The organism is Dyella sp. 2YAF14 (genome assembly GCF_052114725.1).
GTDB lineage: Bacteria > Pseudomonadota > Gammaproteobacteria > Xanthomonadales > Rhodanobacteraceae > Dyella.
Genome location: NZ_JBFRFH010000003.1, coordinates 228425 through 248264, shown reverse-complemented (window position 1 = coordinate 248264; position 19840 = coordinate 228425). Strand labels below are relative to the sequence as shown.

16 protein-coding genes are annotated in these 19840 nt (G+C 63.7%); 10 read left to right on the top strand and 6 right to left on the bottom strand.

The genetic code is table 11. The annotated features are described in order from the left end of the window. Nucleotides 1-160 precede the first annotated feature (160 nt). Both AB4Y82_RS07240 and AB4Y82_RS07235 read left to right on the top strand, forming a co-directional pair. Nucleotides 161-1444 carry a LysR family transcriptional regulator gene (locus AB4Y82_RS07240; RefSeq protein WP_441602184.1) on the top strand — a complete coding sequence of 428 codons (1284 nt, stop codon included), beginning with the start codon at nucleotides 161-163 and terminating at the stop codon, nucleotides 1442-1444. A 50-nt stretch (nucleotides 1445-1494) separates the two neighbouring features. After that, nucleotides 1495-1800, top strand: a complete 306-nt coding sequence (locus AB4Y82_RS07235) for a hypothetical protein (RefSeq protein WP_441602183.1) — start codon at nucleotides 1495-1497, stop codon at nucleotides 1798-1800. Nucleotides 1801-2258: 458 nt separating this feature from the next. On the opposite strand, the gene AB4Y82_RS07230 is transcribed toward AB4Y82_RS07235, so the two are convergent. After that, entirely contained in the window at nucleotides 2259-2867 is a 609-nt protein-coding gene (locus AB4Y82_RS07230; protein ID WP_441602182.1) for a hypothetical protein, read from the bottom strand. Nucleotides 2868-3061: 194 nt separating this feature from the next. On the opposite strand from AB4Y82_RS07230, the gene AB4Y82_RS07225 reads away from it, so the two are divergent. From AB4Y82_RS07225 to AB4Y82_RS07215, 3 genes are all read left to right on the top strand, one after another. Beyond that, nucleotides 3062-3859 (top strand): helix-turn-helix domain-containing protein, encoded by a 798-nt coding sequence (locus tag AB4Y82_RS07225; RefSeq protein ID WP_441602181.1) that lies wholly within the window; start codon nucleotides 3062-3064, stop codon nucleotides 3857-3859. 107 nt (nucleotides 3860-3966) lie between these two features. Then, nucleotides 3967-4848 carry an NmrA family NAD(P)-binding protein gene (locus AB4Y82_RS07220; RefSeq protein ID WP_441602180.1) on the top strand — a complete coding sequence of 294 codons (882 nt, stop codon included), beginning with the start codon at nucleotides 3967-3969 and terminating at the stop codon, nucleotides 4846-4848. A gap of 34 nt (nucleotides 4849-4882) precedes the next feature. After that, the gene (locus AB4Y82_RS07215) at nucleotides 4883-5341 is read left to right on the top strand and encodes a MarR family winged helix-turn-helix transcriptional regulator (protein WP_441602179.1); all 459 of its coding nucleotides are present in this window, start codon (nucleotides 4883-4885) and stop codon (nucleotides 5339-5341) included. Between the two features lie 44 nt (nucleotides 5342-5385). Here the strand turns inward: AB4Y82_RS07215 and AB4Y82_RS07210 are convergent, their stop codons facing one another. Next, nucleotides 5386-7842 carry a TonB-dependent receptor plug domain-containing protein gene (locus tag AB4Y82_RS07210; protein ID WP_441611197.1) on the bottom strand — a complete coding sequence of 819 codons (2457 nt, stop codon included), beginning with the start codon at nucleotides 7840-7842 and terminating at the stop codon, nucleotides 5386-5388. A 344-nt stretch (nucleotides 7843-8186) separates the two neighbouring features. Between AB4Y82_RS07210 and AB4Y82_RS07205 the strand changes: the two genes are divergently transcribed. From AB4Y82_RS07205 to AB4Y82_RS07190, 4 genes are read left to right on the top strand one after another with little or no spacing between them, the layout of a single operon-like run. Then, nucleotides 8187-8636 (top strand): DUF3574 domain-containing protein, encoded by a 450-nt coding sequence (locus tag AB4Y82_RS07205; protein ID WP_441602177.1) that lies wholly within the window; start codon nucleotides 8187-8189, stop codon nucleotides 8634-8636. 10 nt (nucleotides 8637-8646) lie between these two features. Further along, entirely contained in the window at nucleotides 8647-10230 is a 1584-nt protein-coding gene (locus AB4Y82_RS07200; RefSeq protein ID WP_441602176.1) for a hypothetical protein, read from the top strand. Between the two features lie 26 nt (nucleotides 10231-10256). Then, the gene (locus AB4Y82_RS07195; RefSeq protein ID WP_441611196.1) at nucleotides 10257-11555 is read left to right on the top strand and encodes a dicarboxylate/amino acid:cation symporter; all 1299 of its coding nucleotides are present in this window, start codon (nucleotides 10257-10259) and stop codon (nucleotides 11553-11555) included. A gap of 53 nt (nucleotides 11556-11608) precedes the next feature. Then, nucleotides 11609-12811, top strand: coding sequence for a threonine synthase (locus AB4Y82_RS07190; RefSeq protein ID WP_441602174.1), 1203 nt, complete (start codon nucleotides 11609-11611; stop codon nucleotides 12809-12811). A gap of 2 nt (nucleotides 12812-12813) precedes the next feature. Here AB4Y82_RS07190 and AB4Y82_RS07185 read toward each other — a convergent pair whose 3' ends face one another. Genes AB4Y82_RS07185 through AB4Y82_RS07170 form a run of 4 tightly spaced genes read right to left on the bottom strand, consistent with a single transcriptional unit; the run spans nucleotide 12814 to nucleotide 18620 of the window. Then, nucleotides 12814-14901 carry an oxidoreductase gene (locus AB4Y82_RS07185; RefSeq protein WP_441602173.1) on the bottom strand — a complete coding sequence of 696 codons (2088 nt, stop codon included), beginning with the start codon at nucleotides 14899-14901 and terminating at the stop codon, nucleotides 12814-12816. 5 nt (nucleotides 14902-14906) lie between these two features. After that, the gene (locus AB4Y82_RS07180; protein WP_441602172.1) at nucleotides 14907-16232 is read right to left on the bottom strand and encodes an amino acid permease; all 1326 of its coding nucleotides are present in this window, start codon (nucleotides 16230-16232) and stop codon (nucleotides 14907-14909) included. Between the two features lie 19 nt (nucleotides 16233-16251). Next, the gene (locus tag AB4Y82_RS07175; protein WP_441602171.1) at nucleotides 16252-17553 is read right to left on the bottom strand and encodes a Xaa-Pro dipeptidase; all 1302 of its coding nucleotides are present in this window, start codon (nucleotides 17551-17553) and stop codon (nucleotides 16252-16254) included. After that, nucleotides 17550-18620 carry an aromatic ring-hydroxylating oxygenase subunit alpha gene (locus AB4Y82_RS07170; protein ID WP_441602170.1) on the bottom strand — a complete coding sequence of 357 codons (1071 nt, stop codon included), beginning with the start codon at nucleotides 18618-18620 and terminating at the stop codon, nucleotides 17550-17552. The genes AB4Y82_RS07175 and AB4Y82_RS07170 overlap by 4 nt, the downstream gene beginning before the upstream one ends. A gap of 58 nt (nucleotides 18621-18678) precedes the next feature. On the opposite strand from AB4Y82_RS07170, the gene AB4Y82_RS07165 reads away from it, so the two are divergent. After that, on the top strand, nucleotides 18679-19836 hold the full coding sequence (locus tag AB4Y82_RS07165; protein ID WP_441611195.1) for a DmpA family aminopeptidase: 1158 nt from the start codon (nucleotides 18679-18681) through the stop codon (nucleotides 19834-19836). Nucleotides 19837-19840: the final 4 nt, after the last annotated feature.

The window sequence follows — 19840 nt, the reverse complement described above, 5'->3', positions numbered from 1 at the left end:
GTTGCGTCATTGAAAAACGCTGGCGCGACTTTCGAGATTGATATCGATTGTTACGAGAGAGTTTTTTCGCTCTCCGGTCGTGAGCGGAATCTGCGCCGAAACACTGGTGTTGCCAAATTCGTTTTATTATTGACACATAAGTAAATACTATTGATTGCGCATGGATAAGATTTACTCCCTCAATCTTCGCCACCTCGATGCACTGAGCGTGATTGCACGCGCCGGCAGCATGAGCGTGGCGGCTGAGCAGGTCAGTCTTTCGCAACCGGCGCTGACGCAGGCCGTGGGCAAGCTGGAGCGCAATCTCGAAATCCGTTTGTTCGAACGGCAGGTCGACGGCACGCGCCCGACCATCAGTGGACGGGCCTGGATCATTCGCGTGGAACGCGCGTTGCGCTATCTGACTCACGGCGTGCGCCTGGTGCGCCGCTCGGCGCGTCTGGCGCCGCTGAACCAGATCGAGCGACGCATCAGCATGGTCCAGCTGCGCGCCCTGGTGGCCGTCGTTCAATGCAGCAGCTACGCCACCGCTGCAGAACAGATCGCGCTATCGCAGCCGGCGGTGTATCGCGCCGTGCGCGAGCTGCAGGATGCGCTGGGCTCGGAATTGCTGGTGCGAGCAGGACGCGTCGTGCGGCCCACCGACCTGGCCAGTCGATTCGTGCGCTTCGTTCGCCTGATGTTGGCGGAGCTGCGCACCGGCGTCGATGAAATCGCGGCCGGCAAATACGGCGGCGGCCGCATCAGCATCGGCACCTTGCCGATGGCGCGCGCGGTGTTTCTGCCGGACTTGCTCGCGCGATTCGCGCAAGAACATCCGTCTGCCTCGGTGGATGTGCGCGAGGCGCCGTATGGCGAGCTGCTCACCTCGTTGCGCCATGGCGATATCGACCTGATGATCGGCGGCGCCATGCGCCATCCTGCGCCGGCCAACGACGTAGAACAGGAGGGCTTGTTCGATGACGAGCTCTTCATCGTCGGCAACAGCGCCCATCCGCTGCGACAGCAAGAACGGGTGGCGATCGACGACTTGCTCGCCTATCCCTGGGCCGTGCCGGCACCCGGCGTGCCGATGCGGCGCAACTGGGAAACGCTGTTTCGCGTCAACGGCATCGAGCCGCCGACGCCGCGCATCGAATGCAGCTCCGTCCTGGTGACGCGCGGGCTCATGCTCAAAGGCGACTGGTTGAGCCTGATGTCGCTGGACCAGTTCATGTTCGAGCGCCAGGCTGGCGCGCTGACTGAAATCCCCATCGAGGGCGGCGTCCTGCGTCGGCGCATCGCGATGACTCGCCGCAGCGACTGGCGGCCGACACCCTTGCAGGAGCAGTTCGCTACGCTGGCGCGGGAGATGGCTGCCGAGCGCACTGAGCGCGCGGACGTGCGTGTTCGTATCGAAGTCAATGCATCCACGGATCGCTGGGATGTCGAGGACTTGCACTGATCGTGGCGCACGCCACACCATGGACGGGCTGCAGAGGGAAGGGGCGTGCGATGGGCCAGACAAACGGATTTGCATGGAACAAGTTGCGGGGCGCGATGATCGCGCTCGTGCTCGCCCCTTGGTGCCTGCTGCATTTCGATCCGCCCCGATCCTATTTGTTCGCCTGCTCACTGCTTTGTTCGGCTTGGTACGAGGCGTTTGGCCTGCTTCCCAACATCAGGAGCAGCGCGACCCTTCCCCAGATCTACCAGGCGTTTCGCGCCATGCCTGCGGGAGGCAGCGGCCTCAGCAGTCGCCTCGTCGGGCTGCTTGGCATCGTGCTCGCCATCGCCGGGATGCTGGCGCCGGGGGCGTGAGCGATCGGCGGGCTTGCGCATTCGGTCAGTCCTTTTCTCTGTTTGCCCGGCGCGTTGATCCAATGAATCGCCGCTCAGCAAGCGCTCTCGACGCGAGGCGAGATCCAGGTTGCCACCTGGCCTGAGCGGGCTGCGACATCCTGGCAGCCCGCCTTGCACGGGGCTTTGCCTGCAATAATTAATCGAACGATTAATAGATTAATCAAGCGACTAATATGGCTTCGAGGCGGGCGATTTCTTCCGCGGCTGACGCTGCCTTCGCCTTTGAAAGGCCCTTCATGCACTGAGATGACGATCGGAGTAGCGAGTGATGAACACACAGGTATTGGTGGTGGGAGCGCGTCCGGTGGGATTGACGATGGCGGCGGAGCTTGCGCGCTACGCATCAAGGTTCGCATCATCGTAGAAAGGGGACGGAGGTAGTTATCCTCAACTGACGACCTCCATCCCTGTTTTACTCAGGCTGCCACGGCTTGGTGGATGTCCCGCACGACCTCGGTGATCTCACCGGTGTCGGTGTTGTAGAAGTAGCCAAAGATATCGACGTGGCTCGGCGTACCCGGACTGGCCCGGAGTACGCCGACGTCATGCTTGAGGGATGCTTCAAAGTCGTCGATGCACACGCTCTGAGTCTCGTAAGCGTGCGAGATATCCGCGCCGTGTTCATGCCGGAAGGCGTCGACGATGCCTTCGGCCGAGTACGAGGTAGCGCCGCAGTTGGAGTGATGAACCACCACCACGCGCTTGATGCCGAACAGGTGCTGGAGGATGGAAACCGAACGCAATGCATCGATGGCCCGGCCGGCGGCCACACTGACCGCAGCCAGGGTGGTGGTGGAGCCGACGCGGTTCCCCGCGGCATCCAGGATCACGTCACCGGGGTAAACCTCGTCCCCCAAATGCCTGGCAACAGCGGCGGGAATCCCGGTGACGCGGGGATCGAGGCAATAGATCACCACCGTCTTCAGTGGCACCGCATGCGAGAAAGCTTCGCGCATTGCCGGCTCGTTGAAACCTTCCTGCGCACTGAACACAAATTCGCTGAATTTGCCCTGGTTCTTGCTCATACGTGTCTCCTGGACCTGAGAAAGCCGACCCGTTCCGTGCGCATCGGTGGATCGGTGAAGAGGAGTGTGAGCAGGGTGCTACGGCATCTCAATAACCTCGGAGGTTATAAGGCCGCCGGCACGGCATCGGTACACTGTTGGCAGGCCAACTCCCGTGACACAGGAGAGCAGCCATCGCCAGCGAGGAATCGAACGTGATCAAGGCAAGCCTTTCAACCACGGGTGAATTGGGCAGACTGTTGAAAGCGTGGCGCGGCATGCGCAACAAGAGCCAGGAGGAGTTGTCGTTCGATACGGGAATCTCCCAGCGCCACCTCAGCTATATCGAGAGCGGCCGCAGCTCGCCGAGCCGGCACACGTTGATGGCGGTGGCCGACGGTTTGGACATGCCTTTTCGAGAACGCAACCAGCTGCTGCTTGCGGCCGGCTATGCGCCGCAGTATCAGGATGACGCGTGGGACGCCCGGTCTTTGTCGACCGTCCAGCGGGCGCTCGAACGCATGCTGGCGCAACACGAGCCCTATCCGGCCCTGGTGATGGATCGCTATTGGAATGTGGTGATGGCGAACGACGCCGTGCGACAGCTCTTCGGCCGTTTCATCGATCTCGATCGCTGGCCGCGCCCGCGCAATGTGCTGCACTTGCTGTTCGACCCGCAGGGATTGCGTCCCTTTGTTGGGGATTGGCCCGCGTTCTCGCGGGCGATGTTCCAGCGCGTGCGGCGCGAAGCCGTGGGAGGCCTCATCGACGACCGGCTGCACGAACTCATCGCCGCTTTGCGCGCTTATCCCGACGTCGACGAAGGCGCCGTTGACGGCGATGCCGCGGAGTTGCCGGTGGTTCCGCTTACTTTTCTCGATGGCGAACTAAGACTCAGCTACTTCTCCCTGGTGACAACCGTGGGAACGCCGCGGGCACCGGGGCCGCAGGAGCTTCGACTGGAATGCCTGTGTCCGGTCGACGAGCCCACCGAATCCTGGCACCGCACCTGAGACGACATCCGATTGCGTCAAGGCTGGTGGATCCCTTGCAACTACGAGCATACACCCTTATTTTGGATATAAGAGCATATGCCCGTATTATTCGAGAGAACCAGGTCATGAGCGAAGCAAGCATTCTTGTAAGTGGCGCGACGGGCCGCACCGGCGGTGCCGCCATCGACGAACTGCTGAAAATGGGCCAGCGGGTACGTGCCTACGTGCGTTCGGACGACGAGAGAGCGGCAGCCCTAAGGGCTCGAGGCGTGGAGACCGCCATCGGCGATTTCACCGATATCGACCAGATTCGCGCGGCGATGGAAGGCGTCAGCTCTGCCTATTTCCTGCACCCGATCGCGCCGGGTATCGTCGAGGCCGCTGCCTATGTGGCGCAGGCCGCGAAAGAGGCGGGCGTCACGGCCATCGTCAATATGTCGCAGATTTCCGCGCGCCGCGAGTCCTCCAGCCATGCGGCCCAGGACCACTGGATCTCCGAGCGCGTGTTCGATTGGTCCGGCGTGCCCACCACGCATTTGCGTCCTACGTTTTTTGCCGACTGGCTGATCTACCCGCACTTTGCGCATGAGATCTGGGCCCGGAAAAAGATCGAGTTTCCGTTTGCGGATGGACGTCATGCGCCGATCGGCTCGGGCGATCAGGGGCGGGTGATCGCGCATATCCTGGCCAACCCCGCCGGGCACGAGGGCAAGATCTACACCCTGCACGGCCCCGTCGAAATGAATCACAGCGAGATCGCTGCGGCCATGAGCGAGGTGCTCGGCGCACGCATCGACTATGCACCGACCTCGATCGACGAATTCAGGCACAAGATGGAAAACGTGTATAAGTTCCCTCCGTTCCTGGTCCAGCACCTGGTGGAAGTGGCCCAGCATTACCGGGAAGGCATCTTCCAGGGCACCAATGATGTAGTCGAGAAGATCACGGGTACGCCCGCGCTGTCGGTGCCGGCCTTTATCGAACAGCATCGCGCTGCATTTGCCTGATGTCCGCGTTACACGAGGGTTGAGGAGAGTCGAGATGTCGCCAGCCAGGTCGCCCATCGGCGTCGATCAATGCCACTGTTTTGCGATGCGGAAGGCTGCCCGGCAGATCTCGCGCCTGTATGACAGCCACTTGCAGCCCACCGGTCTGCGTATCACGCAGTTCCTGATATTGGCAGCGCTGAACCAGGAGCAGGGCGTCTCGATCAACGACCTTGCCGAGCGTCTCGATACCGAGCGAACGGCGATGGGAAAAATGGTTGGCGTGTTGGAGCGGGACGGTTTCGTCCGGCTCCGACCGTCGCCGACGGACGGTCGCAGCCGTCTCGTTGAGCTCACCCCGGATGGCAAGGATCTGTTCGAACAAGCGGCGCCGCTATGGCGCGAAGCGCAGCGGCAATTCAGCGACATGAATGGCGCCAAAGACGTGCGAGCCCTGCGGCAAGGTCTTTCAGGCATGAAGACGGGCGATCTGGCCACCTCATCATTCGAGTAAATATCCGCCTCCATGCCGCAGGCATCGCCTGAGCGCCCTCTTGGCTAGAACGTGTAACGCACCCGCCCATACCAGTAGGCGCCATTGCTGCCGATCGGCGAGATCACGTCGTACGGGAAATTGCCGCCGTAGTTGATGTCGCTGTTGGAGCGGGTGGGGTACTGGTTGGTGACGTTGTCGCCGCCGAGCGCAAAGCTGAGGTGGTCGGTGGCGCGGTACTCCACTTCCAGGTCCAGCTGGAAGCGGGGCGCATAGGTCTGGGTGGGGATATAGCCGTCGCCAAAATCGAATACGCGCGTGGTGGCGCCTTGACGGGTGACGCGGCCGAGCAGGCCCCACTGTTTGTTGTCCCATTTGGCGGTGAAGCTTCCGCGCTGGCGCGGCGCTGCATCTGTCAAGGTGTTGCGCGCTTCCACGCCGAACAGCACGTTGTCGGCGCCGGCCGCGATCAGTGCTGGCGGGGTAGCTTCGACACTTCGGACCTGCGTGTTGTTGTGGCTATAGGCCAGGGTGAGCAGCAGGTTGCCGTTGGCGACCTCGGTGCGATAGTTGCCGACCAATTCCGCGCCACGCGTGATGGTATTCACGGCATTGGTGAAGAACTGCACGCTCTGCACGCCGGCCACGCCGAAATTCTGCTGGATGTATTGCTCCAGCCCGTCGTTGTCGATGGTCTCGGACAAGGTGACGCGATGGTCGATGGCGATCTGATAAGCATCGAGGGAGAAGTCAAAGGCGCTGCCGAGTTGACCGGTGATGCCGATGCTGAAGTTGCGCGATTTCTCCGGCTTCAGCGGTTGCGCGCCAAGATCGCGTGCCAAGGGATTGTTGACCGACAGAATGCGCCCCGTCACCAGCTTGCCATCTGCGCCGTAACCCGTCGTGGTGGCCTCGTAGCCGATCTGGCTCAGCGATGGTGCGCGCAGATTGTTGGACGCTGCGCCGCGCAAGGCAAACCCAGGCGCAAACTCCCAGCGCGCACTGAGCTTGCCGCTCCAGTTGCCGCCGAAGTCGCTGTAGTGTTCATGGCGGCCCGCCGCGTCGGCGAAGAAGGTGTCGGTGATGTCGCTGGAAACCTCGGCATAGGCCGCCTGCACGCGCCGTGAGAGATCCGCCGCGTCCTGCGGCTGCAGGCCGCCGCCAGCCTGCGCTCCGGCAGGTGCGTCGATCGGTCCGACGGCGTAGGACGCCGGATCTCCCGCGCCGGTGCGGAAGGTTTCATAGCGATACTCGCCGCCGACGGCGAGCGTGACAATCCTGCCAGCCACGTCGTACTGGCGGTTGGCGTCCAGATTGGCCGTGCTCTGATTGAACGCGTAGCTGCCGATATGGAAGTAAGTGGGGCTCGCTGCACCGAGCGAGGCGTTGAGCGAATCGCGCAGATCGTAGTCGAACGCGTTCCTGCCCCAGTTGAGGCTGCCGTCGTAATTCCACTCGCCCAATGTGCCGCGTACGCCGCCGGCGGTTTGTGCATCGCGGTTGTGGCCGATGGACTGCGGCAGGTAACCATCCGGATAGATGGCAGGCACGTTCGCATTGCTGTCGGGATAGCGGAAATAGTTGTCGCCGATGGTGCGGCGCTGCGTATACGTACCGAAGGCATACAGGCTGGCGTGTTCGTTCAGCGGCAGCTCGCCGTTGAACCAGCCGTTGTAACTCTCGTTGGGCGGATCGCCGGCGGCGTAGTTGCGGTGCCCGCGCAGGGCGAGGTTGGCCGGCGTGGGATCGGCAATGAAGTCGGGCACGGTGTCGTAGCCGGCGCGATTGGTGCCGGCATGGTGACTGGTCTCCACGCCCGCATGAAGATAGCCGCTGCCAGCCAGCGTGGTGCCGAAATCCGCGGCCGCATAGCCGCCCTGACCATCGGTGATCTCGCGATTGGTGGGCCGGAAATGCGTATGGTAGGCGCCGTAATCGGCCGTGACTTCGCCACCGCTGGGCGCATCCTTGAGGATGATGTTGATGACGCCGGCAATCGCGTCGGAGCCATATTGCGCACCGGCGCCATCGCGCAGCACCTCGACACGCTTGATGGCGCTGATGGGGATGGCATTGAAGTCGACCGGCGTCGTGCCATTGCCGATCTTGGTATCGGTGTTGACCAGGGCCGAGGTGTGAAAGCGCTTGCCGTTCACCAGGACGAGCACTTCGTCAGGCGATAGTCCGCGCAGCTGGGCCGCACGCACATGGTCCGATCCGCCTGAGTTGGACTGGCGCGGGAAATTGAACGAAGGCAGCAGCACGGCCAGCGCTGCGCCCAGTTCGCCGTTGACTGCACCGGCGTTTCGCAAGTCCTGCTCGCTCAATACATCCACCGGCACGGGCGAATCCAGCGACGTGCGATTGCTGGCGCGTACGCCAGTCACCACGACCTGGCCCAGCGTCTTGGGCTGCTCATCGGCGGACTGTGATTGTGCCTGGGCCAAAGGCGCGGCCAGCGTTGCGGTGACGAGTGCAGTGAGCAAGCGGACGCGCGGCGGCGCGGCGTGGCGGTTCGACATGGCAATTCCTTCGGGGTGCAACCGTCCGTCGCGTGAGCGGTGAGGGCGAACGCAGGACAGGATGGATTGATAAGTACTGGCGCCGGGGAGGCGCGGACGAGCGATTACGCCAGGCAACATCGCCGCATGGCGAGGCCATGCGGCGCGTGCGGGCTCTCAAGCATGTAATCGATCATGTTCGACAAACCTGATCCCCAGGTACAGCTGGCAGTGGGCTCGACCTCGCAAGGCGGCCGGTGGTTATTTGTTGCATTGCGCAAGTCATGTTGTCAATACTGCGCGAAGACCAGCGAGCTTTGACGCTCTATCCGTATAGATGTCCAAATTGGTATGAGGAAATAGCCATGTTTCATTTGCGTTTGGCGTGGGCGGTGCTTGCTGCCGGATTGCTATCCGGTTGCGTTGCCTCGGTGGCTCCCGCGACTGCCACCTTGCATGGCGACGCAGCGCATCCCGCCCAAACGCAGGGGTGGGTGGATACGAAGTTGTATTTCGGTCTGGGCATCGTCGGCGATGAAAGCCATGGCATCAGCGAGCAGCGCTGGCGGGAATTTCTCGACGCGCAGGTCACGCCACGGTTCCCCGATGGCTTGAGCGTGGTCGACGTGTATGGCCAGTGGCAGGGCAAGGGGCAGACTGCACCGGAGCGCCTGCGTTCCAAGATGCTGGTGATCGACTATCCCGATACGGCGGAGAATCGAGCTAAGGTGGAGGCCATACGCGCTGCCTGGAAGCAGCTGACGGGTGACCAGTCCGTGCTGCGGGTGACGCAGCCTGCCGAGGTGTCGTTCTGAGATGAGCAGCATGCGTTCGCAACATTGGCTCTCACCCGGCGACATCAATGGTTTTCTTGGACTGGTGGTCGACAACCTGTCGATCATGGCCTTTCTTGCCACCGCCTTGATCGGGATCTTCGGGTTCCCCGCCGATATCGTGTTTCTGCGCATGTTCCCCGGCACGACCTTCGGCGTGCTGCTGGGCAACCTGGCCTATACGGCGATGGCGCGCCGGCTGGCGAAGCGCGAGGGCCGCGACGACGTCACCGCCATGCCGCTGGGCCTGGACGCGCCCACCAGCATCGGCATGGCTTTGCTGGTGCTTGGTCCGGCGTTCCTGCAATTCAAACAGAGTGGACTCGATGAGCACGCGGCGGCGATCGCCACCTGGCAGCTGGGCATGGCCTCGCTGGTGATCATGGGCGTGCTGAAGTTCGTGCTGTCCTTTTTCGGCGGCATGGTGCAGCGGCATGTGCCACGTGCGGGTCTGCTTGGTTCCATCGCAGGCATTGCGCTGGTGCTGATGGGCTTTCTTCCGCTGATCGAGATACTCAAGGTGCCGGTGGTGGGCTTCGCCGGCCTGGGCGTGGTGTTGTACGCGCTGGTGGCGCGTGCACGCATGCCGTTGGGGCTGCCTGGTGTGCTGGTGGCGTTCGTGATTGCCGCACTGCTGTATTACGGCCTGGGCCCCTTGGGCTGGCTGGGTAGCGGCTATCACGCGCCGGTCGCCTGGCAGTGGCGTTTTGCGCTGCCGCTGCCGACCCTGGAATGGATGAAAGGCCTCGCAGCAGCCACGCCTTATCTGCCATTGATCCTGCCGTTTGGCTTGCTGATGGTGGTGGGTGGCATCAATGTCACGGAAAGCGCGCGCGTCGCCGGCGACGATTACCGCACGCGCGATATTCTGCTGGTGGAAGCCTTGGCAACGCTGGTGGCAGGCTTCTGCGGCGGTGTCGCGCAGACCACGCCCTATATCGGCCAGCCGTCGTACAAGGCGATGGGCGCACGCAGCGGCTACACGCTGCTGACGGGCCTGGTGATCGGTCTCGGCGGCGTGTTCGGTTACCTGTCCAACCTGGTTGAACTGCTGCCGTTGTCGGTGCTGGCACCGATCCTGGTGTTCGTGGCGATCGGCATCACCGTGCAGGCTTTCGAGGCAACGCCGGTTCGCTATGCCGCGGCCGTCGTGTTCAGCTTTTTCCCGGCCATTGCGCGCATGGTGACGATCAAGCTGAGCGATCCCACCTATGTGCCGAGCGACCACTACGCCGCGCTGTTCGCCGAGCATGGCCACGGCATCTCCGAGCTGGCGGTGATCACCGTGCTGGGCAACGGTTTCATCATCACCTCGATGATCTGGGCGAGTTTCCTGGTGGCCCTGATCGATGGCCGAACGCGTCGCGCGGCCGGCATCCTGCTGTCCGGCGCGGCCTTGAGCCTGTTTGGCATCATTCACTCGGTGGAGCTGACTGGCGGGATCTATGTGCCCTGGACACTCGATGAGGCGTCAAGCCAGCTGGTCTGGCAGTTCACGGGCGCCTATGTGGTGCTCGCCATCGTGTTGCTGCTGCTTGCGTTGGCAGCGCCGCGTGAAGCCCGCCGTGCATCCTGAGCGGATGTCGCGCGACGTGAGGATGGATGGCATTGACCGGCGATAAGCAAAGCAGCTCCCGGGCGCGAGGACGGCACGGATTCACGCTGTCCCTCGTGGTGGCTACGCTGCTCGGCGTGCTTGTGGGCTGGCTTTGCAATCGCACGTTGACGACGGATCGGGCGACCGCCATCGCTGCTGACCTTTCTGTCATCACGGATGTCTTTCTGCGGCTGATCAAGATGATCGTCGCACCTTTGGTGTTTGCCTCGCTGGTATCCGCCGTCGCGCGCATGGGTGGTGCGGCGGAGATCGGGCGTATCGGCATCAAGACATTGGCCTGGTTCGTCGCGGCCTCCTGTGTGTCGCTCACCGTGGGCCTGCTGATGGCGCACTGGCTGCAGCCGGGTGCCGCGTTGCATGCCATGCCCGCTTTTGCGCAATGGCCGGCGGCAAGCGGCAGTGCAGGCGTGGCCACGAGTTTTTCGCTGGGGGACTTCATCAATCACCTGATCCCTCGCTCCTTCGTCGAAGCCATGGCGGACAACGAGATCCTGCAGATCGTGGTGTTCTCGCTCCTGATTGGCCTGGCGGCGGCATCGCTGAAGGACAAGGCGCAGGGCTTTGTCGAGCTGGTCGATTCTTTGGCCGCGGTGATGTTCAAGATCACGGACTATGTGATGAAGGTCGCGCCGCTGGCGATCTTCGCGGCGCTGGCCAGTTCTATCTGCCTGCACGGCATCGCCATCATGGGCACGTATGCGCGCTTCGTGGCGGGCTTCTACCTGGCGCTGCTTATTCTGTGGGTACTGCTGCTGGCCGCGTTAAGCCTGATCATCGGATCGCGCAGCCTGCGTTTGCTGACCAGCATCCGGCAGACGGTGCTGCTGGCGTTTGCCACGTCCTCGTCGGAAGCGGCGTATCCGCGCCTGCTGGAGCAATTGGTGGCGTTCGGCATACCGCGGCGCATCGCCAGTTTCGTGCTGCCGCTGGGATACTCGTTCAATCTCGATGGCGCGATGATGTATTGCACGTTCGCCATCCTGTTTATCGCACAGGCTTATGGCGTCGAACTCAGTGTGGGGCAACAGATCACGCTGTTCGGGCTGCTTATGCTCACCACCAAGGGGCTGGCCGGCGTGCCGCGCGCCGCCATTGCGGTGATTGCCGTGACGCTGCACTACTTTCACCTGCCCGACGCCGGCGTCGCGCTGGTGCTGGCGGTCGATCACGTGCTGGACATGGGGCGCTCGGCGACGAACATCGTGGGCAACTCCGTGGCGGCCAGCGTGGTGGCGTCGTGGGAAGGGCAGCTTGATGCGCCCGCCGATAGCGATCGCCCATGAAGATCCTTCTCCACACCGTTGCTCTGAACATCGCCCATCCCTAGCGAGGTCTTATGCCTGCCATTGCCTATCTCGAATGCTCCCGCTGCCATGCGCGACTGCCGGCCGATGTGCCGCAGACGCTGTGCACGCAATGTCCCGAACAACCTGCGGGCGCGCTCTACGTGCGATACGACCTCACGCCACTGCTCGGTAGCTCGCCAGCCGATGTGGTGAGCGGCGGCGATGCGAGCACGCCATGGCGAGGCATGTGGCGTTATCGCGCCGTGCTGCCCGAGGTGGCGCCCGTGACACTGGGCGAAGGTTGGACGCCGATGCTGCGCAGCAAGCGTCACGATGCGCTTTTCCTGAAGGAGGAGGGCGCCAATCCCACCGGTTCGTTCAAGGCGCGCGGGCTGTCGCTGGCCGTGACCATGGCGCGTCACTATGGCCTGCGCAAACTGGCCATTCCATCGGCCGGCAACGCGGCTGGTGCGCTGGCTGCCTATGCCGCCGCGTCGGATATCGAAGCGCATATCTTCATGCCGCGCGATGTGCCGCTCGCCAACCTGGTGGAAGCGACCGCCTATGGCGCCAAAGTGACCCTGGTCGACGGCGTGATTTCCGACTGCGCGCGCATCGTCGGCGAGCGCAAGGCGAGCGAGGGCTGGTTCGATATTTCCACGCTCAAGGAGCCGTTCCGCGTGGAAGGCAAGAAGACCATGGGCTACGAACTGGTCGAGCAGCTTGGTTGGGAATACCCCGATGCGGTGTTCTATCCCACCGGTGGCGGCGTCGGCCTGATCGGCATGTGGAAGGCGTTCGACGAGCTCGAGCAACTGGGTTGGGTGAAGCCGGGCAAGCGGCCGCGCATGTTCGCCATTCAGTCGTCCGGATGCGCGCCGGTGGTGAAGGCCTTTGACGAAGGTGCTGCGGTCAGCCAGATGTGGGCGGATCCGAAGACGGCAGCCTCGGGCCTGCGCGTGCCCAAGGCGTATGGCGACTACATCATCCTGGATATTTTGCGCGCTTCGGGCGGCAAGGCTGTGGCGGTATCCGATGAAGACACCTTTGCGTCGTTGCGCGACTGGGCGGCCAACGAAGGCATCTTCCTGTCACCGGAGGGCGCAGCGGCCACCGCTGCCTACGATCAGTTGATCGCCTCGGGCGATCTGAAGGCGTCCGACCGCGTGGTGATCTTCAACACCGGTGCAGGTTTGAAGTACACCGATGTGATTGCCGCCGAGCTGGGCCTGTCAGGCGCACAGAGTTCGTAGCCTCAAGCCAGGGCTTCGCGTCGCAGGTCATCGGGATCGGCCGTGTGGAAGTGGCGCCTGAACGCCACTTCGCCGGTCACCGGCTCCTGCAGTTCACGCGCGTAGCGGTGGCCGGCGTAGATCGCATGGGCGATCAGGCCGGGCGCCTCGGCGTCGCCGATGCAGCGTACCGAGCGGATGCCGGCGCCGCCCCAGTGACCCTGGCGTTGCAAGAGCTGCTGGTAGAGTGCGTCGTCGGGCAGGCGCGAGGTGATGGTGACCACGGCATCGCAGGGGCGCTCGGTGCGCTGATCGTCCCAGCTGTTTTCCAGCGTCAGCGTTGAGCCGTCGAAGCCAGCGATGTTGTGCGACACCACGGCCTCGATGCCGAGCTTGGCCATGCGCTTGCGGATATGGCGGTAGTCGAGCGTGTTGACGCTCCATGGGGCGATGCTGTCTTCCGGCGTCACGTAGGCGACCTCGCAACCGCGAGCGCGCAGCAGTTCGGCGGCTACGCTGGCGTAGTAGAAGCCGTCATCGTCGAAGATCGCGACGCGGCCTTCGGGCAGGCGGCCATCCATCAGGTCATCGAGCGTGAACACGCGTGCGTTGTCCGCCAGGCTGGGAATGCCCAGTCCATTGCTGCGGCCAAAGCCATCGCGTCGCCAGTGACAGCCGGTGGCCAGCACCACGTGTTCGGCGCCGAAATCGATCACGTCCTGCGCGGTGAGCGGCGAATCGAGATAGACGCTCACGTTGTTGAGCTTGCCGATCTGTCCCATGCGCCAGTCTCGCACGCGTGCCCACTCGGCGAGTCCGGGCAGGCGGGCTTCGCGCGTGACACGGCCGCCCAGTTCCTTGCGCGATTCGGCCAGGCTTACGTCGTGGCCGCGTTGGCCGAGTGCGCGTGCCGCCTCCAGGCCTGCCGGGCCGCCGCCAACCACCAGTACCCGGGTAGGTTGGGGCGCGGGGCGGATACGTTCGGGATGCCAGCCCTTGCGCCACTCTTCGCCCATGCTTGGATTCTGCGTGCAGCGGATCGGCGAGATGGTCATGTCGCCGGAGACGCAGATATTGCAGCCGATGCACTCGCGGATATCGTCAACGCGACCTTCTTCGATCTTCTTGGGCAGGTAAGGATCGGCGATCGATGGACGCGCCGCGCCAATCAGGTCGATCACGCCGCGCCGGATCTGCGACACCATGGTGTCGGGCGAGGTGAACCTGCCCACGCCGACCACCGGCTTGGTGGTGGTCTTCTTGACGAAATCGATGAACGGTTCCTGCGCGCCTTCGGCAGCGAAACGCGAGGGCACCGAATCGTTGTACCAGGCGGCGAGATTGACGTCCCACAAGTCGGGCAGCTCGGCCAGCATGCCGACGATGTCCTGTGCCTCGGCCAGTTCGACGCCGCCGGGCCCGAGCAATTCCTCGGTGGCGAAACGCAGCGCGACGGCGCAGGTGTCCCCGACGGCATCGCGGGTGTCCTGCAGGACTTCGCGCAGCAGGCGCACGCGGTTTTCCAGCGAGCCGCCGTATTCGTCGCTGCGCTGGTTGCGGCGGCGCTGCAGGAAGTGCATGGGCAGCGACAAGTCATGCGCAGCGTAGACATAGATGATGTCCATGCCCGCGCGCTTGCCGCGCAAGGCGGCCTCGCGATGCCAGCGGCGGTACTCGCGGATATCGTGCAAGGTCATCGCGCGGGCTTGCGAGGGATAGCCGTACTTCGATACCTGGTGCGAGGGGCCGAGCAGCACTTCGCGTGAATAAAGATTGGATGCGGTCGGACCATTGTGCGAAAGCTCGAGCGCTGCGAGCGCGCCATGTGCATGCACTTTGTCGCACATCAGCGCGAGCGCGGGAATATCGCGGTCGTCCCATAGGCGTGCTTCGACGTAAGGCGTGAGATCGCTGCTGGGGTGGATCTCACATTCCTCGGTCGACACCACCGCCCAGCCGCCTTCGGCCTTGATCTCGCGCATGGCGGCGTGCGCCAGCGGCATCGCGTGGCCCATGCCGTTGCAATGGGGTACCTGGAAAAAGCGGTTCTTTGCCGTGACGGGGCCGATCTTTACCGGCGTGAACAGGATGTCGTAGCGCGGATCTCTCATCGAACTCATACCTTGGCCGGTGCGGTTGCGCTGTGCGGCGATTTGCGACGCAGTCGCATGATGGCGTAGAGGGGCAGGCCCGCCGCGATCAGGCCCATCGCAAGCAGGAAGGGCTCGTGACCACTGCCCACGAAGGCGAACACGGCATAGATCGCACCGCCAATCGCCACCAGCAATACCTTGCGGCCCATGCCAAAGGCAGCGTTGCGACGCCACAACACGGCCAGCGCGAGCGAGCAGCACAGATACAGCGGAAGATTCGCCGCCGTGACCACGCGGGTGAGGAAGGTGAACGCCGCCACCAGCGACTGGCTGTAGCTCATCCAGGTCATCACCGATGCGAGCAGGCCGGTGACGACCAGCGCGATGGCGGGTGCACCGCGGCGATTCTGTCGCGCGAACACGGCCGGCAGCACGCCGTTATTGGCCATGGTGCGGGTGAGTTCGCCCATCAGCAGCGTCCAGCCATTGAGCGCGCCCAGCCCGCTCACCACCACGAACAAGGCAAGCCATCGACCGGAGCCGGCCGCGGAGAAGCGATCCATCAGCAAGGCGAACGGCGCATTGGCGTTGGCCAGCTCCGTCTGATCGATCAACAGCAGTGGCACGGCCGAGACGACGATGTAGACCATCGCGACAAGAATGGCGCCTGCCATGGTGGCGCGTGGAATCGTGCGCCCCGGGTTGTTGACGCGCCCGGCGGGAATGCTGGCCGACTCGATGCCAAGCATCGCATACAGGGCGATGGTCGAGGCAGCCAGGATGCCGCTGAAGGTGATCGGCGTGGCCGGCGGGTGCGCCACATAGCTTGCAGGGGAGGTGAGCAGGACCCATCCACCGAGCATCGCGATGGCAACCATGGGCAACAGCTTCAGCGCCGAGGTGACAATCTGCACGGCGCCTCCCGAGCGCACGCCGAACAGATTGACGATCACAAACAGCCACAACAGGCCCAGCGCGAACAGTGCCGGCTGGATCACCGCCAGTTGCGGCATGACCACGGTGATGTAACCGACCACGCCGGTGGCGAGCGCCGCATTGGTCAGCCACAGCGAGACCCAGTACGCCCACGAAGCCATGAAGGCAGGGAGATCACCGAGGGTGCAGCGAATGTACTCGTACGGTCCGTCGGCTCCCGGCAGCGCTTTGGACAGATGCGCGAATACGCGGGCCAGGATCAGGCAGCCGACCAGGGTCACCAGCCAGCCGATCAACGCATTGAAACCGTAGGGAGCCAGCGACGAGGGCAGGATGAAGATGCCCATGCCGATCACGTTGCCGACCACCAGGGCGGTGCAGGTCCAGAAGCCGATCTTTTTGCCTTCGCTCACGTCATCTGCACTCGTTGGGTTAGTCGAGGGAAACCGTCTCACCAGCCTTGATCACCCCTTGCACCTTGCGCAGGCATTCGACGTCCTGCAGCGGGTCGCATGCCACGGCGACCAGGTCGGCCGCCTTGCCGGGCGCAATCGAGCCGAGTTCCTTCTCCTTGCCCATCAGGCGTGCCGCGTCGATGGTGGCCGAGCGGATCGCCTGCAGAGGCGTCATTCCATACTTCACCATGTACGCGAATTGACGGGCGTTGTCACCGTGCGGATACACGCCGGCATCGGTGCCAAAAGCGATGTGCACACCGGCTTTTACTGCTTTGCGGAAACCATCGCGCTGGGCATCGGTGGTTTCGATGTTTTTGCGCAAAGTCTGCTCGGACCAGCCCTCGCGGCGACCCACGCTGTCGATGTAGTCGCCGTTGTAGATGTCCGCCACCAGCCAGGTGCCGTGCTGCACCATCAGGGCGATGCCTTCGTCGTCGATCAGCGAGCCGTGTTCGATGGAGCGCACGCCGGCGCGGGTCGCCCGCTTGATGCCTTCGGCGCCATGCGCGTGCGCGGCGACGAACTTGCCACGCTTGGCCGCCTCCACCACGGCGACGTGGATCTCCTCTTCGGTGTATTCCGATACGCCTGGCTCGGTGTTGTCGGCGAGCACGGCGCCGGTGGCGATCACCTTGATGTGATCGACGCCATGGTCGAGCAGAAAGTCGACATGTTTGCGCACGTCTTCCACGCCCTTGGAGACGCCAACCCGGAATTCCGGCGGCACCACCGTGCCCGGCGGCAGCCCGGTGATTTCGCCGCCACCGCCGGGGATGGTGATGTACGCACCGGCAACGAACATGCGCGGACCCGGCACATAGCCGGCGTTGATGGCGTCGCGCAATGCGATATCGGCAAAGCCGCGGAATACGCCCACGTCGCGCACCGTGGTGAAGCCGGCGCGCAGCGTGTCGTGCGCATTCTTGGCGCCGATGAAGGCATCGCGGGCGGGGTTGCTCTTGAGCGCGGCGCCGTAGTCGGCGGTTTCCATCTCATCGGCCAGATGGGTGTGCATGTCCATCAGGCCGGGCACGACGGTATAGGCTGTCCAGTTCAATACCTTGGCGCCATTGCCGCTGCTGGCCGCCCACGGCTGCACGGACACGACGCGACCTTCAACGATGGTGACAGCCTGGTCACTGAGCAGCTTGCCGTTGTCCACGTCGAGCAGATGGCCAGCGTGTACGACGGTGCGTTGTACGCCTTGCGCATCAGCAACGGTCAGGGCACACGCCATCGCGATGGCGCACAACAGGCCGGACAACTTCATCGTCATGCAGGTTCTCCAGCGCCTTGGGCATAGGCCGTGCGCAACAGGTTGTGGAAATGCCAGACGCCGCCTTCGCGCTTGGGGCACAGGCGGCCGGGCGAGTAGTAACCGGAGGCGAGGCCCTTCTGCACGGCCTCGCAGATATCGATGTCTTCCTGCTGCACTTCATCGCTGAACATCTGGTCGGCCGCGATGCGTTTCTGCGCCGCCTCGTCCTGCGCGTAGTAATAGTCGAACTCCACGCGGCAGCGGCCCGGTCCCAGCGGCAGGATGCGGTTGGTCTGCAGGCGTCCCGGCATGATGTTCAACATCACGTTGGGGTAGATGAAGTAATAGAACGCCTGGCCGTCGCCGTAGATCTCGGCGCTGTTGCGCAACGGGGAGGATTGCAGCGAGTGCCATGGGAACAACTCGGTGTCGTAGGCGCGATAGTCCAGCACCCTGGACAAGCCCGGGTGCACATGGGGCAGGTGGTAGCCCTCCAGGAAGTTGTCGATGTAGACCTTCCAGTTGCAGTCGATGTCGTAGCTGTCGCGGCGCAGATAGCGCATCGCGGACAGGTCGATGGGGGCGATGCGTTCGGCGATGCCGCCGTAGACCTCGTCGAAGGCAGGCGTGTGTTCGTCCAACGCCACGAACACCAGGCCTTGCCACTCGTGTACGCGCAGCGGCGGCAGGCGGATATCTTCCACCTTGAAGTCACAGGCGTCCTGCATTTCCGGGGCGCTGCGCAGCTGGCCTTCGAGGGTGTAAGTCCAACCGTGGTACTTGCAGTGCAGCGAACGCGCGCCCTTGCCATTGCACAGCGCAAGCGGGCCGGCGCGGTGGCGGCAGACATTGGGGAAGGCGCGCAACACCTTGTCCTGGCCGCGCACGATCAGCACAGGTACGCCGCCGATATGTTCCACCACATGGTCGCCCGGACCGGTCAGCTGTTCCTGATGGGCTACCAGCTGCCAGCTGCGTGCGAATACCGCACGCTGTTCCATCGCCAGCATGGGATCGCCGAAGTAAAACTTCGGGTCGAGTGCGCGAGCGAGCGTGAGGTCGGTGATCTTCGTATCAGCGTGCATGCGAGGCGGGCTTCCCGGGATAGACTGATCCAACAAACGGTCGAACTCTGGAGTCTCCATGCCCCGCTGTCGTCTCGCGTTTGCACTGTGTGTCCTGTGCGGTGTCGCCTCGGCGGCCGAGCCGCGCGCCAGGGAACTTGGTATTCCCTTCGATGGCACACCCGGTCCGCTCAATGCGATCACCGACGTGGCCGGCGTGACGGTGGGGCAGGTGACGCTGATCGAGGATCTGCCGAACGGACACAAGGTGCGCACGGGCGTCACGGCGATACTTCCCCGAGGGCACGACAGCTTCGACGTTCCTGCCTTCGGCGCATCGTTCGCGCTCAACGGCAATGGCGAGATGACCGGCACGGCCTGGCTGGAAGAGTCGGGGGAGCTGGAAGGCCCGGTGATGCTGACCAATACGCACAGCGTCGGCGTGGTGCGCGATGCGGTGATTGCCGAGCGCGTGCGTGCGGGTGGCGCGGATGCATCGGGCTACTGGTGGTCGCTGCCGGTGGTGGCCGAAACCTGGGATGGCGACCTCAACGACATCAACGGCTTTCACGTCCGTCCCGAGCACGCAGCGCAAGCCCTGCGTGACGCCAAGAGCGGGCCCGTGGCCGAAGGCAATGTCGGTGGCGGCACCGGCATGATCTGCCACGAATTCAAGTGCGGTATCGGCACCGCCTCGCGGCGCGTGCATATCGGCGAGCGCGACTACACCATTGGCGTGCTGGTACAGGCCAATTACGGACTGCGCGACAGCTTGCGCATCGCCGGCGCGCCGGTGGGCAAGTATCTTCGCGACGACCGCGTGCGCAGCGGGGCCCATACCGCCGCCGCGGACACCGGCTCCATCATCATCGTGGTGGCCACCGACGCGCCGCTGCTGCCGCAGCAGCTCAAGCGCATCGCCAAGCGCGCCGGCATGGGGCTGGCCCGCATGGGCAGCTTTGCCGGCAATGGGTCGGGCGACATCTTCGTGGCGTTCTCCACCGCCAATGCCCAGGCGCTGCACGATACGCCGCTGCAGCAGGCGAGCTTCATCGGCAACGACCATGTGGACCCGTTGTTCGAGGCCACGGCGCAGGCGGCGGAGGAGAGCATTGTCAATGCGATGATCGCCGCGCGCGACATGCAGGGTGATGGCGGGCACTACGCCAAGGCCATCCCGCATGCGGAGCTGATCAAGCTGCTCAAGCGCTTCGGGCGATACGAGCCGTCGCATTGACGTT

What these genes read in the sequence shown, in the direction of transcription:
- AB4Y82_RS07210 (WP_441611197.1), bottom strand. Translation starts at nt 7,842, where the DNA reads ATGTCGAACCGCCACGCCGCGCCGCCGCGCGTCCGCTTGCTCACTGCA.
- AB4Y82_RS07195 (WP_441611196.1), top strand. Translation starts at nt 10,257, where the DNA reads ATGGCATTGACCGGCGATAAGCAAAGCAGCTCCCGGGCGCGAGGACGG.
- AB4Y82_RS07200 (WP_441602176.1), top strand. Translation starts at nt 8,647, where the DNA reads ATGCGTTCGCAACATTGGCTCTCACCCGGCGACATCAATGGTTTTCTT.
- AB4Y82_RS07235 (WP_441602183.1), top strand. Translation starts at nt 1,495, where the DNA reads ATGGGCCAGACAAACGGATTTGCATGGAACAAGTTGCGGGGCGCGATG.
- AB4Y82_RS07230 (WP_441602182.1), bottom strand. Translation starts at nt 2,867, where the DNA reads ATGAGCAAGAACCAGGGCAAATTCAGCGAATTTGTGTTCAGTGCGCAG.
- AB4Y82_RS07220 (WP_441602180.1), top strand. Translation starts at nt 3,967, where the DNA reads ATGAGCGAAGCAAGCATTCTTGTAAGTGGCGCGACGGGCCGCACCGGC.
- AB4Y82_RS07215 (WP_441602179.1), top strand. Translation starts at nt 4,883, where the DNA reads ATGTCGCCAGCCAGGTCGCCCATCGGCGTCGATCAATGCCACTGTTTT.
- AB4Y82_RS07170 (WP_441602170.1), bottom strand. Translation starts at nt 18,620, where the DNA reads ATGCACGCTGATACGAAGATCACCGACCTCACGCTCGCTCGCGCACTC.
- AB4Y82_RS07190 (WP_441602174.1), top strand. Translation starts at nt 11,609, where the DNA reads ATGCCTGCCATTGCCTATCTCGAATGCTCCCGCTGCCATGCGCGACTG.
- AB4Y82_RS07165 (WP_441611195.1), top strand. Translation starts at nt 18,679, where the DNA reads ATGCCCCGCTGTCGTCTCGCGTTTGCACTGTGTGTCCTGTGCGGTGTC.
- AB4Y82_RS07240 (WP_441602184.1), top strand. Translation starts at nt 161, where the DNA reads ATGGATAAGATTTACTCCCTCAATCTTCGCCACCTCGATGCACTGAGC.
- AB4Y82_RS07185 (WP_441602173.1), bottom strand. Translation starts at nt 14,901, where the DNA reads ATGAGAGATCCGCGCTACGACATCCTGTTCACGCCGGTAAAGATCGGC.
- AB4Y82_RS07175 (WP_441602171.1), bottom strand. Translation starts at nt 17,553, where the DNA reads ATGACGATGAAGTTGTCCGGCCTGTTGTGCGCCATCGCGATGGCGTGT.
- AB4Y82_RS07205 (WP_441602177.1), top strand. Translation starts at nt 8,187, where the DNA reads ATGTTTCATTTGCGTTTGGCGTGGGCGGTGCTTGCTGCCGGATTGCTA.